Annotated in this window: 11 protein-coding genes and 1 tRNA gene; 2 read left to right on the top strand and 10 right to left on the bottom strand. The window is 39.7% G+C overall.

The window, feature by feature from the left end; translation table 11 throughout:
* Nucleotides 1-241: 241 nt before the first annotated feature.
* Nucleotides 242-323 (bottom strand) — tRNA-Leu (locus AB8M93_RS18010).
* Between the two features lie 196 nt (nucleotides 324-519).
* Here AB8M93_RS18010 and AB8M93_RS18005 point away from each other — a divergent pair.
* Entirely contained in the window at nucleotides 520-1,926 is a 1,407-nt protein-coding gene (locus tag AB8M93_RS18005; protein WP_373060253.1) for a dipeptidase, read from the top strand.
* 141 nt (nucleotides 1,927-2,067) lie between these two features.
* Here AB8M93_RS18005 and AB8M93_RS18000 read toward each other — a convergent pair whose 3' ends face one another.
* The 9 genes from AB8M93_RS18000 to ruvC all read right to left on the bottom strand — a co-directional run bounded on the left by AB8M93_RS18000 (nucleotide 2,068) and on the right by ruvC (nucleotide 10,130).
* Complete coding sequence (locus AB8M93_RS18000; protein ID WP_373060251.1) at nucleotides 2,068-3,072, bottom strand: metal-dependent hydrolase; 1,005 nt, start codon at nucleotides 3,070-3,072, stop codon at nucleotides 2,068-2,070.
* A gap of 713 nt (nucleotides 3,073-3,785) precedes the next feature.
* Nucleotides 3,786-5,564, bottom strand: a complete 1,779-nt coding sequence (locus AB8M93_RS17995; RefSeq protein WP_373060249.1) for a MutS-related protein — start codon at nucleotides 5,562-5,564, stop codon at nucleotides 3,786-3,788.
* On the bottom strand, nucleotides 5,561-5,923 hold the full coding sequence (locus AB8M93_RS17990) for an MmcQ/YjbR family DNA-binding protein (protein WP_373060247.1): 363 nt from the start codon (nucleotides 5,921-5,923) through the stop codon (nucleotides 5,561-5,563). The genes AB8M93_RS17995 and AB8M93_RS17990 overlap by 4 nt, the downstream gene beginning before the upstream one ends.
* A gap of 32 nt (nucleotides 5,924-5,955) precedes the next feature.
* On the bottom strand, nucleotides 5,956-6,573 hold the full coding sequence (locus AB8M93_RS17985; protein ID WP_373060245.1) for a DUF4230 domain-containing protein: 618 nt from the start codon (nucleotides 6,571-6,573) through the stop codon (nucleotides 5,956-5,958).
* Between the two features lies 1 nt (nucleotide 6,574).
* Nucleotides 6,575-6,925 (bottom strand): DUF4260 domain-containing protein, encoded by a 351-nt coding sequence (locus tag AB8M93_RS17980; protein WP_373060243.1) that lies wholly within the window; start codon nucleotides 6,923-6,925, stop codon nucleotides 6,575-6,577.
* On the bottom strand, nucleotides 6,922-7,674 hold the full coding sequence (locus tag AB8M93_RS17975) for a cyclase family protein (protein ID WP_373060241.1): 753 nt from the start codon (nucleotides 7,672-7,674) through the stop codon (nucleotides 6,922-6,924). The genes AB8M93_RS17980 and AB8M93_RS17975 overlap by 4 nt, the downstream gene beginning before the upstream one ends.
* A 344-nt stretch (nucleotides 7,675-8,018) precedes the next feature.
* The gene (gene hemW / locus AB8M93_RS17970; RefSeq protein WP_373060239.1) at nucleotides 8,019-9,149 is read right to left on the bottom strand and encodes a radical SAM family heme chaperone HemW; all 1,131 of its coding nucleotides are present in this window, start codon (nucleotides 9,147-9,149) and stop codon (nucleotides 8,019-8,021) included.
* A gap of 29 nt (nucleotides 9,150-9,178) precedes the next feature.
* Nucleotides 9,179-9,544, bottom strand: coding sequence for a four helix bundle protein (locus tag AB8M93_RS17965; protein ID WP_373060237.1), 366 nt, complete (start codon nucleotides 9,542-9,544; stop codon nucleotides 9,179-9,181).
* Between the two features lie 34 nt (nucleotides 9,545-9,578).
* Nucleotides 9,579-10,130 carry a crossover junction endodeoxyribonuclease RuvC gene (gene ruvC, locus AB8M93_RS17960; protein WP_373060235.1) on the bottom strand — a complete coding sequence of 184 codons (552 nt, stop codon included), beginning with the start codon at nucleotides 10,128-10,130 and terminating at the stop codon, nucleotides 9,579-9,581.
* Nucleotides 10,131-10,244: 114 nt separating this feature from the next.
* Here ruvC and AB8M93_RS17955 point away from each other — a divergent pair, with 114 nt between their 5' ends.
* On the top strand, nucleotides 10,245-11,378 hold the full coding sequence (locus AB8M93_RS17955; protein ID WP_373060233.1) for a glycosyltransferase family 2 protein: 1,134 nt from the start codon (nucleotides 10,245-10,247) through the stop codon (nucleotides 11,376-11,378).
* The last annotated feature ends 436 nt before the right edge of the window (nucleotides 11,379-11,814 follow it).

Below are 11,814 nucleotides of genomic sequence, written 5' to 3'. Positions count from 1 at the left end.
ATCTGGCCAGGACCTTTCCGGCATTAAGAATAAACTTTTCCATGGCAATAGGTTCATTCTAATAAATATAGCCAAAAGAAAAATAAAGGAGCAATGCTGAAAAATATTAATTAAGGTTTACCTCCAAAAAAGATTAAATAATACTAGAAAAAATGATTTCACCCGACATATTTTCATGTTGTACCTATGTTGTACCCAAACAAAAAAAGCCGACTCGCTAAAGTCGGCTTTTTACTTGTTGTGCGGGCGGAGAGACTCGAACTCTCACACCGTAAGGCACTAGATCCTAAGTCTAGCGTGTCTACCAATTCCACCACGCCCGCTTCAGAAATATTTGCTATCCATTATTTGGTTAGCGGATGCAAATATACATAAATGTTTCAATCTACAAACAGCTTCAGAAAAAAAAATTAAAAAATTTGAGACTTCCCGCCTAAGCAATTTGTACAGGTTCATACTTCAAGAAAGCACTTATGGATTTTCAAATTATTACCTTTGAAACAATTCAAAAAATTTAAGATGAAAAACGTAAGAACTTATGTAGATCAGAACAAAGATCGCTTTGTTCAGGAACTCATAGATTTGCTGAAAATACCCTCTGTTAGTGCAGATTCCAGGCATAAAAAGGATATGCTCGCCACTGCAAAAATGGTAAAGTCCAGCCTGGAAAATGCTGGTTGCGATAAAGCAGAGATTTGTGAAACTCCGGGGCAGCCGGTAGTATACGGAGAGAAAATTATTAGCGCAGATTTACCAACTGTATTGGTTTACGGGCATTACGATGTGCAGCCGCCAGACCCACTAGACCTTTGGGAAAATCCGCCCTTTGAGCCGGTGATTAAAAATACTGAAATTCATCCTGATGGAGCCATTTATGCCCGAGGCGCCTGTGATGACAAAGGCCAGATGTACATGCACGTGAAAGCACTGGAATACATGACAAAAAATGAAGAATTGCCGTGTAATGTCAAATTTATGATTGAAGGAGAAGAAGAAGTGGGTAGTGAACACCTGGGTTGGTTTATTGAAAGGAATAAAGAAAAACTGGCTAACGATGTAATCCTTATTTCTGATACCGGAATGATCTCCAAAGATACGCCTTCCATCACCACCGGCCTGCGCGGCCTGTCTTATCTGGAAGTGGAAGTTACAGGACCTAATCGTGACCTGCACTCCGGGCTTTACGGCGGTGCTGTGGGCAATCCCATTAATATCCTTAGCAAAATGATCGCTTCGCTAACCGATGAAAACAATCATATTACCATTCCCGGTTTTTATGATAAGGTGGAAGAGCTGAGCGGCGAAGAAAGGCAAAAAATGGCTGAAGCTCCTTACAATGAGGAAGAATATAAGAATAAACTCAAGATTAAGGAGGTTTACGGCGAAGCTGGATTTTCTACCCTGGAGCGGGCCTCTATTCGTCCTACCCTGGATGTTAATGGCATCTGGGGAGGCTATATTGGGGAAGGCGCAAAAACCGTACTTCCGGCTAAGGCTTCTGCTAAAATTTCCATGCGGCTTGTGCCTAAGCAGGACTGGAAAGAGATCACCGCGCTTTTTAAAAGGCATTTCGAAAAAATAGCTCCAACTGCCGTTACTGTGGAGGTAAAACCACATCACGGAGGTTACGCTTATGTCACGCCAATAGACAATCCCGGCTATCAGGCGGCAAGTAAAGCTTACGAAGAAACTTTTGGAAAAACTCCCATTCCGCAACGCAGCGGCGGCAGCATCCCTATTGTTTCTTTATTTGAAAAAGAGCTGAAAAGTAAAATTATCCTGATGGGCTTTGGTCTGGATACCGATGCCATACATTCTCCAAACGAACATTTCGGGCTTTGGAATTATCTAAAAGGGATCGAAACTATTCCATACTTCTATAAATATTATACTGAAATGAAATTAGGCAAATCGTCCAAGGTATAAGCGTTTTAACCTTTTTAGTCGAAGTAAAAAATCAAAATTAACTCTTTAAATGAAGGAGGCTGTAATTTACAAATACAGCCTTCTTCTGTTTAGGTAGATTACGTGACAAAGGTTTTTTTATCTGAAAAATGAAAATATCTATTAGTTTCCAATTATCCTTTCCCCCAGGTTCGCAAGCAGTTTTTTTGCGTCACCCCTGCTTTTTTCAACTTCTTTAGCCTTGATGCCATCTTTATCAGGAATAAGCTCATAGCTGAATACAAAGTTATCTTTTCCAGCGCCGGGGCTTAAGGTTCCAAAGCGCAGATCATTGAAGTAAAGTTGTCCCTGCTCTTTAGAAATAGTATACCAGCCTTCAGAAATATCGATTAGCCGCTGTACGTTTTTGTCATTTTTCAAATCCCCCAGCAGCTCATGATTTTTGGGATATTCTTCAAAAGAAATAGGCTGCGTGTCAAAAACCGAATAATCACCTATAAGATATTTATCTTCCAGCTCCACATTGGCCGTCCAGAGCAGAGTATTAAAAGGAGCTGGTTTGGTTTCTATTTCCTTATAGTTATAGCCCTGTTCCTCAAGGGCATCGGTAAATTTCCCATAAGTATAGCCTTTAAGAAGCAGGCTAACCACCAGGAGATAAAAACTACTGATGCGCAATCCCCAGTAGTTAAATTTTCTTCTTTTATCATTCCCCTTTTTCTGAAACATCGCCAGGATGAGAAACACCAGGAACGGCAGGGTATATAGTGGATCGATCACAAAAATATTCTTATAAGCCAGCCGCAGGTCCAACGGCCAGAACAACTGAGTCCCCCAGGTAGTATGAGCGTCCAGCAGCGGATGGGTGATCAGGCCCCAGAACATCAGTTTTGTCCAGTCTTTCCAATCTGCTTCAGACTTTTTCTCGATTCTGGAGATAAGCCAGCCAAAAACCGGCGCGAATACTATTGAAAAAACAATGGAATGACTAAAACCGCGATGGATTTCTATAGCAGTGATCGTATTGGTAAAGTAGCCTGCAAAAGTGTCTAAATCTGGAATGGTGCCGGCAATAGCACCGTAAAGCATGGCTTTATTACCCACTTTCTTCCCCAGCACCACTTCCCCTACTGAAGCTCCTAATACTATTTGCGTTAATGAATCCACTCTTTTTTATTTTGAATGCTGAATTTTAAATGTCGAATTAGCTGTAAGGGGTGACTGTTATATATTGGTTTGAAGTTTCAGGTTTCAGAAAGCTGTAAGCAATAAGCTTTAAGCCTTTTAAAATTCTGCTATTTAAACTTCAATTTCCTATTTTACTGTTTAGCTCTTTCACTTTTCTTTTCTTCACTCTTTATTCTCAACTCCAAAACTATGAACTCTCCACTGTCCTCTCTCCCACTAATTCTCCCGCAGAATTCGCAGATTGGCGCAGAAAATTCCTTTTAACTGAGATATAGGCTGGAAAACTGAATAATTTCAAAAATACCGTCTGAAACCAACTTTGAACTCTCCACTCTCCCCTTCTAACTTCTTACCTCTTACCTCTTACAAAACTTCTCATTTTCAACTTCTTCTCCCAAAGAAACCGCATAACTAGGCAGAAAACAATTCGGAACTACAACCAAAATTTCCACTTTCCACTTTTCACTTTTCACTTTCCACTTTTCACTTTCCACTTTTCACTTTCCACTTTTAACCTCTTACTTCTAACCTCCTACAAAACTTCTTATTTTCCACTTCTTCTCCCGAAGAAACCGCAGAACTACGCAGAAAACAATTCGGAACTACAACCAAAATTTCCTCTTTTCACTTTCCACTTTCCACTTTCCACTTTTCACTTTTCACTTCTAACCTCTTACTTATTACTTATAACCTTATTCATCCACAATGGCCATTTTCCGAAGCAGGAAAGAGGCATTCATATTCTGGCAAATTCCGTCTTTGAATTTATAGTCAAAGTTGAGTTCGTCGTTTATAATTTCAGCATCAAAATAATGGTTTTTCACCTGCGGCAATTCCGCGGTGATTTCGCATAAACTCAGGTCATGCGTGGCGATAATTCCGGTGGAATTGGATTTTACCAGTTTTCTTACAAATTTCTTACTGCCAATAGCCTTATCTGTGCTATTGGTTCCCTTCAGAATTTCATCCAAGATTATAAAATACCGGTCGTTTTTCACTTCATCTACAATAAACTTCAGCCTTTTTAATTCTGAAAAGAAATAGGATTCATCATCACTCAGCGAATCGCTGGTACGCATACTGGTAATAAGTTTTATTGGCGAATAACTGCAGGCCTCGGCACAAATGGGAAGGCCAACGTTGCTCATCACAATCTGCAAAGAAACCGTGCGTAAAAAAGTACTTTTCCCGGCCATATTGGCGCCGGTGATTATAAAGAATTCCTCATTATCTATATTAAAATCATTATCTACCCTTTTCTGCGGATTTAATAACGGATGCCCTAATTTTTTAGCTGAAATCCCGCCTTTGCTGACCTTTATTTCAGGAAATACATATTCCTGATGATTGAAAGCGAAATTTCCCATGGAATTGTATGCGTCGGTAAACTCGATCACTTCAAACCACTTCTCTACATTTTTGCGATATTTTGAAATCCATTGTTCCAGCCGGTAACTCTGGCGCAAATCCCAGAGCAAAAATCCGTTAGCAAAAAAGCCAAAAAGCATATTGTTGCGCTGGTCCAAGGCATCAATCGCCTTTGAGAATTTCCTGAAAATAGCCGATGCTTTGTCATTTTCAGAATTTATAAGCTGCTGGTTCTTTTTCATCATTTCTGAAGAAAAACCTTCTCTTTCCAGCAAAGCCAAAAGATGGTGATATTGATGAAAAGTATCCTGTATTTTGCTCACGCTGCCGGAAAGCAGGTTGATCTTTTTCAGAAAATAACCGGTGATAAGCAATCCTGCAAAATACCAAAGGGCCAGCTGGATTCCGCTGATATAATCTAAAGCATAAGCCACAATAACCGCGACAGAAATAACCGAAAAAACCGCCGGCAGCCATTTCATTATTCCCGGAACAAAGAACCGATAGTTTTTAAACCAGTTTAGAACTGTACTGGAAGATGTTTCCGTCTTCACCAGTCTTGCCAAAGCAGTAAACTCCTGCCGCCAGGCTGCTTTTTCGGCAAGATCTTTTATTGCCTCCTGCTTTTTTTTAATATTGGTAATGGCATTTTCCTTTAGAATACCGGCGAGCTTTCTTTTACCTTCCAGCAGGGCGGTGCGGTTGAGATACTGGAAAAAAGAGCCCCGGCCAAAAAGATCAATATCCTGGCTGTAGGCATGTAGCGGGTCATCAAATTCGCTACCCTCTGGCAGCATCTGGAAATTCCGGTTTTTCAGAATGTCTATTTCAGTAGTATTGATATTGATAAGTTCCTGCTGTTTATCACTTTCATCTTTTAGATTGCTGTGCCGGGAAACCAGGAAGAGAAAAAGGGCAATCCCGGCGATTACCAAAGGAACCAGAACATTCGTATTTCCGAAGAAATAATAAATGCCATAACAAATCGATAAAAAAATAACCAGCCTGATGATGCTGGAAACCATTAATTTTTTGGAGAGGGCAGCTAATTGCTCCTCGTGCTTTTTCTTCTGATTTATATAAAACTCTAAAGCGTTCTTCATTCTAAATTTTCCAGTTCTTTCTTTTGTTTTGTGGCTAAGCCGGCCACCACCAAATCGTAGGAATGGTCTGTTAGCTCAAAAATCATTTCTTTATTAAGCCGGCCATCCAGCACCAGGGTGTTCCAAAGCTTTTTGTTCATGTGATAGCCCGGGAGAATATTTTCTTCGTGCTGTTCCCGGAGTTCAATGGCTCTTTCAGGATCGCATTTCAGGTTTACCCGCAACGGCACTTCATCTAAAGAAGCCAGCGCAAACATCTTGCCCATCACTTTAAAAACAAGCGTGTCAGGACCAAACGGCAGCCCTTCGGTTACGCCTTTTTTGCTGATGCAATAATTCCTGTAGGTTTCTATGTTCATAATCTCCTTTTCATCTTCAAAAGGCAGGAAATCTAATTTTCCAGTTTCCTGTTCTCTTCAGTTTCATCTAAGGTAAGAGCGGTATAATCCAGTTTCCAGCCAATGGTTTCTACAATCTTTTCCATTAACAGAATGGTCCCCAAAGCTTCTTTACGTGCCTGCTCAAACAATCCGCTTTCCGGAATTTTATCTACAATATGCTTTTTTGCATCGCGGTTTATATCGGTTAAATCTGAAGTGGTGAAAGGGTTGGCCCAGCCTTCGCGCTTATCGTAATACTTAAAATCGGTTTCCACAGTAAGCAGTTCCGGCTGCGGAAAATTGGTAAGGACAATTTTTTTCTTCTCATGATCACTCTGCATCTTTATTTTGCTAAGATCAAACCCAATATGCGCTTTTGCATTAATAAGAATGATGGCTTTCTTCTTACCAAAAACCAGGCTAATATATTTTTCCTTCATATTTTCGTAATGGTAAATTTCAGAAAAATCACCTTCTACCGTTATGAATTTGCAAACGCTCCTGATTTTGTCCATTAAGATCACCGACTGTTCCTTGGTATTTTCCTTAGAACGTTGGGTGTTGAATTTTGCGAAAATAAAATAAGCGACCACCGCGCCCACGGCAAGCCCAATAAATAAAAGCTCCATATTATTTACCTATTTCTCCCAAATGAGTGAATTTAAAGCCTTTTTGATACTTAAGGCCGTAGCCTAAAATACGATCAAAAGCCGAATGAGAAAACAAAATTAAGCCTATTAATTGTAAAAGCTGCTCTTGCCATGCATAACCCAAAATCCATAGCATGATCGCCAAACCTTTGTGATGAAAAACATTATAGAGCACAGCGCCCGTTTTGTTTCCAAAAGCATAGCCAATCATCCCAACATCCGGGGCAAAAAATAACGCGATGAACCACCACCAGGAAAAACCTAAATATGAAAAGGCATACATCCCCAACATAAGCATGGCCAGTTCTTCAAGTTGCAGGATGATTTTCATGAATTTTCAATTTTATATAAAACCGGTTTGCTCGGCGTGGCATCATTTTCAAAAGAAGCAATCTGTAGATTCAACAGGTATTCCCCATCTGTAATGTTATTGGAAACATAAATAAGTTCTGTAATGGTTGCATCAAAACGGGTGTTTTTTGGATAATTCCAGAAAGCTTTATGCGCCAGCAGCTTCCCTTCATCTTTTTCTTTATCTACTGAGGGCAAATCCAGAAGCAGGTGCTTAACACCACAATCCCGAATGTACTTTGCCGCATTTTCCTCCAGGTACGGCCAGTTAGAATGAGAATATTTACGGCTGCGCTTTTCAATATAGTTAGGCAAAGTTCTTACTACCAAAGCTTCTGCTTCATTTTTGGCAAATTTTGTCCTTATTTGTTCTTCGGAAATAATCAAATCTTCCCCTGCTTTTTCCGGTTCTACGGAAATCAGTTTCGCCATAAAAATGAAATCTCTCAGCGTTTGATTTATACTGAAGAATTCCCGACTGATGTGCCCCACGCATTCGGTGTGCGTACCATGTGCATGCGGATTAAATTTGATATTGTTAAAATTCACCGAAGCTCCTTCACTCACTTTCCCTATAAAGTTGCCATTTTTTACCGGTTTTATCTCCGGAGCATCCAGATACCAGGCAACGGGATTTTTATGATCCCCGCGCAGACTAATGGAAATATCCAACGGTTTTGAAAAGTCAACGGTAAAGGTTTTGGAGCCAATTTCTATGCTTGCCTTCATAAAGGCTAAATTAGAAAAGCTTTTTAATTTATTTTGAATGCTGAATTTTAAATTTTCAGGTGATAAAATTTATAACACAAGCATAGGCTTACAGACATTATTTTGAAAAACTACAAACGATTTTTTCACTTTTCACTATTTTCCGCTCCCCCCGAACCTTCCCGAAAAAAACGCAGATAAATATTTTAATATACTTTTTACTTTTCACTGCTTCACCCTTCAGTTTCCAGCTTCTCTGGTTTCTCCCGCCGAATTCGCAGATTCCCGCAGAAATATTTTACAACTCAACTCTCCATTTTACACTTTACACTTTTCTCTTTTCTCTTTTCTCTTTTCTCTTTTCACTACTCCTCCACAAAAAACAAATCTGCAGCAATTCCGTCACTAAGAAATTTACCTTTGGAAGTTATATGTAAAACTTCTCCCCGTTCTTCCAGGAGGTTTTTTTTCAGCAAACCAGCGGCCTGCTCTAAAAGATAATTCTTGTATTTCTTCCCAAAACGTTCAGCAACTTCTTCAATATCAACCCCAAACTTGGTTCGCAGCCGCGTCATTACATATTCGTTATATTTATCGGTCACCGATAGTTTTTCGGTTTGCATGGGCAGTTCCTCTTTTTCCAGCGCCTTTATATACAAAGCATTGTTGCTTATATTCCATTTTCTGGATTCCCCGTTATACGAATGCGCCGAAGGCCCGATTCCCAAATACGATTTGCCCAGCCAGTAAGCGGTATTGTTCTGGGAAAAATAGCCTGGCTTGCCAAAATTTGAAAATTCATAATGCTCAAAACCTGCACTCTGCAGGGTATTCACCAAAATTTCAAAATGTTCCTTTGCCAGGGCATCATCAACCGGTTTTACCATTCCCTTTTCAATAAATTTTTGCAGGGCTGTATTTGGCTCCACGGTAAGCGCGTAACTTGAAATATGCGGCACATTAAGATCTAAAGAAATTTGAAGGTTTTCCTGCCATCTTTCCGCAGTCATATCGGGAATTCCGTAAATAAGGTCTATGGAAATATTATCGAAATAATGTCTTGCCCGTTGGATACTTTTTAATGCTTCTTCGGAATTATGTGCGCGGTTCATCAGTTTCAAATCTTCTTCAAAAAAAGACTGTACTCCTATGCTCAGCCGGTTTATTGCTGAAGCGGCCAAAACTTTTAGTTTTTCTTCGGAAAGATCATCGGGATTGGCTTCCAGGGTGATTTCCGGATTTTCAGCAACATGATAATTTGAAAAAATAGTTTCAAAAATCTGCTGAAGTTCAGCTGAAGTCAGCAAACTTGGTGTCCCACCACCAAAATAGATCGTTTGTATTTTTTCTTCCGGCAGCTCATCCTTCCTCAGTACAAGTTCTTTGCACAGCATCTCCACTAACTGATTCTTTTTTTTCATGGAAGTAGAAAAATGGAAATCACAATAATGGCACGCCTGCTTGCAAAATGGGATGTGGATGTAAATTCCGCTCATTTCAATTAACAATTACCAGTTAACAATAATCAATTCTTTTTCAACCTGGTTGATTTAAGAATGGAGAACAGTATTTTAGAAAGTTCATCAGCTAAAGCTTGTAATCTTTCGAATTTTTCAAGACCTATGTAATCGGCATCTTTCAACAGGGATAACCAATATTTTGTTTCCAGACTTTCTTTGTAGGCAATAGAAATTTTTGAAGAAAAATCTGCGGTAGAAATTGCACCATTCGCTTCTGCTATGTTTGCTCCTATAGAGGTACCACTTTTAAGAAGTTGCTTGGAGAGAATAAATTCTCTTTTCTCACTCATCAAATTCTTACAAATAAAAACGATATCGAGAGCAAAAGAATACGATTTTTGCGCCAACGGATTATCCTTTGCCTCTTTCATTTTTTGATAATTGATTAATGTTAATTGATCACTGCTATTTGATTTTCACCGGATTTTGCTTTACAAAGGCGGCCCAGCCGGTGTAATTTTTTCCAACCTCTACGCGCCCGGAATTGTAAAAATGGCAAACCGCAGCGGCGAGTCCATCGGTAGAGTCGAGGTTTTTCGGCAAAGATTTCAGTTTTAGAAGGCTTTGCAGCATTTTGGCCACCTGTTCTTTACTGGCGCTACCGTTGCCGGTAATGGCCATCTTAATTTTCTTCGGAAGGTATTCTGTTATGGGGATTTGCCGTGAAAGCCCCGCGGCCATCGCCACGCCCTGGGCACGGCCCAGCTTCAGCATAGATTGTACATTTTTTCCGAAGAATGGCGCTTCAATGGCAATTTCGTCGGGATGATAAGTATCAATAAGTTCAATGGTGCGTTCAAAAATCATCTTCAGCTTTACATAATGATCATCATATTTTTGAAGCTGAAGCTCATTCAACTGTAAAAATTCCATTTTTTTATCCACCACTTTAATAAGGCCAAACCCCATAATAGTGGTGCCGGGATCTATACCTAAAATGATTTTTTCGCTCTTCAAAATTAAGATTTTACAGATGATTGCTGCCCGAATTTGCTTACTTTGGGCCAGTCCCGCAAAGCTAAGGAATTCTGCTTTGTTAGCCGTATTTTGCAGCTGTATTAAAGCCCTGTGATGCTTCTAAACCTTCTTTTTATTATAGCCGCCTGCTACCTGGCACTTTTGCTGGCCCTAATTTACGGCTGGAACAGGATAACCGATTTTGAACCAGAATACAAAGCTGCAGAAATTAAATTTTCTATCATTATCCCCTTTAGAAATGAAGCTGAAAACCTGCCGCAGTTATTAGAATCGCTCAAAGCCCTGAAATATCCCGCCACTCACTTTGAAATTCTACTGGTAAACGATGATTCTGAAGATGAATCTGTGGAAATTTGTTCAAAATATAAAGTTGAAGAGCCACCCCTTGATATTTCTACTTTGGAGACTAAGCGGAAGTCCGCATCACCAAAAAAGGATGCTATACAAACCGCTGTTCAAAAAGCTCAATTTCCATATATTATTACCACAGATGCCGATTGCCTGGTGCCGGAGTTATGGTTGCAGACCTTCAACGATTTTATACTTACAAGCAATGCAGAAATGATATGCGGGCCTGTTTCTTTTTCAAATACCAAAAGAAGAAAGCTTTTCCAGGTTTTTGACGAACTGGATTTTTTGAGTTTACAGGCCACTACAGTTGGTGCTTTGGGAATTGGCCAGCCCTTTATGTGCAACGGCGCCAATCTTTGTTATAGAAAAAGTACTTTTTTAAAGGCAGGGGGTTTTAGTGGAAACAACAACATTGCCAGCGGTGATGATGTTTTCCTGCTTCAGAAATTCCGGGAAAGGGCCCTGGAAACCGGATTTCTAAAATCTGAACATGCCATTGTGGAAACCAAACCCCAGCAAAATTTTCCGCAGTTAATTTCACAGCGTATGCGTTGGGCGGCAAAAGCCCCGGCTTATCAATCGGTTTTCTCCAAATTCGCCGGATTAAGTGTTTTCCTGATGAACTTTTCGCTGATAATATCGGCTTTCCTGGTGCTTTTTGAGATTTTTCCACAGCAGCCGGTTTTGATTGTTTTTCTGCTGAAATTCAACGCCGACTTTATCCTGATTTTCCTTGCCGCAAAATTTTTTAAGAGGGAATTGGTAATGCGTAACTATTTTTGGTGCAGTATGGTTTATCCTTTTTTTTCCACTTTTATAGCAATTGCCTCTTTGTTTATTAGTTTCCACTGGAAAGGACGAAATTTTAAAAGTTGAAAAGTTGTTTTGAATGTTAAATGCTAAATGTTGAATTATTTCTATCTAAAAACTGTTGCCGGTTATCGGTTATGAGTGGTTGGTTGTTTGTTGTGGGTTACCAGTTGAAGGTTGCTCAAAAACAAGAAAAATAGCTCCTTCCATTTTAAAGGGAAGTTGGATTCAGTAGCTTTAGCTGATGAAGACGGAAGGATGGAGATTACTATTTATTTTCAAATGCTAACCAACCACCCCAACCTGCGGCCACCCTTCCTTAAAATGGAGGGGAGCTAATATTAAAAATCAGGAAAAAAATAAAACAGCTCCTTCCCCGCAAAGGGAAGGTGGATTTAGCAGAGATAGCTGGTAAAGACGGAAGGTGTACTTCCCTGATTAGTGTTGACCGTTTTTATTTAATTAATCTTCATTATCAAAAATAGTTATAATTGGTCTTTCT

It is taken from the genome of Autumnicola aciditolerans, assembly GCF_041679265.1.
GTDB lineage: Bacteria > Bacteroidota > Bacteroidia > Flavobacteriales > Flavobacteriaceae > Autumnicola.
The sequence above is the reverse complement of the archived record's forward strand: the minus strand, read 5'-3'. Positions and strand labels throughout refer to the sequence as shown.

What these genes read in the sequence shown, in the direction of transcription:
- AB8M93_RS17995 (WP_373060249.1), bottom strand. Translation starts at nt 5,564, where the DNA reads ATGAAGAACGCTTTAGAGTTTTATATAAATCAGAAGAAAAAGCACGAG.
- hemW (WP_373060239.1), bottom strand. Translation starts at nt 9,149, where the DNA reads ATGAGCGGAATTTACATCCACATCCCATTTTGCAAGCAGGCGTGCCAT.
- AB8M93_RS17985 (WP_373060245.1), bottom strand. Translation starts at nt 6,573, where the DNA reads ATGGAGCTTTTATTTATTGGGCTTGCCGTGGGCGCGGTGGTCGCTTAT.
- AB8M93_RS17975 (WP_373060241.1), bottom strand. Translation starts at nt 7,674, where the DNA reads ATGAAGGCAAGCATAGAAATTGGCTCCAAAACCTTTACCGTTGACTTT.
- AB8M93_RS17955 (WP_373060233.1), top strand. Translation starts at nt 10,245, where the DNA reads ATGCTTCTAAACCTTCTTTTTATTATAGCCGCCTGCTACCTGGCACTT.
- AB8M93_RS17965 (WP_373060237.1), bottom strand. Translation starts at nt 9,544, where the DNA reads ATGAAAGAGGCAAAGGATAATCCGTTGGCGCAAAAATCGTATTCTTTT.
- AB8M93_RS17990 (WP_373060247.1), bottom strand. Translation starts at nt 5,923, where the DNA reads ATGAACATAGAAACCTACAGGAATTATTGCATCAGCAAAAAAGGCGTA.
- AB8M93_RS17980 (WP_373060243.1), bottom strand. Translation starts at nt 6,925, where the DNA reads ATGAAAATCATCCTGCAACTTGAAGAACTGGCCATGCTTATGTTGGGG.
- AB8M93_RS18005 (WP_373060253.1), top strand. Translation starts at nt 520, where the DNA reads ATGAAAAACGTAAGAACTTATGTAGATCAGAACAAAGATCGCTTTGTT.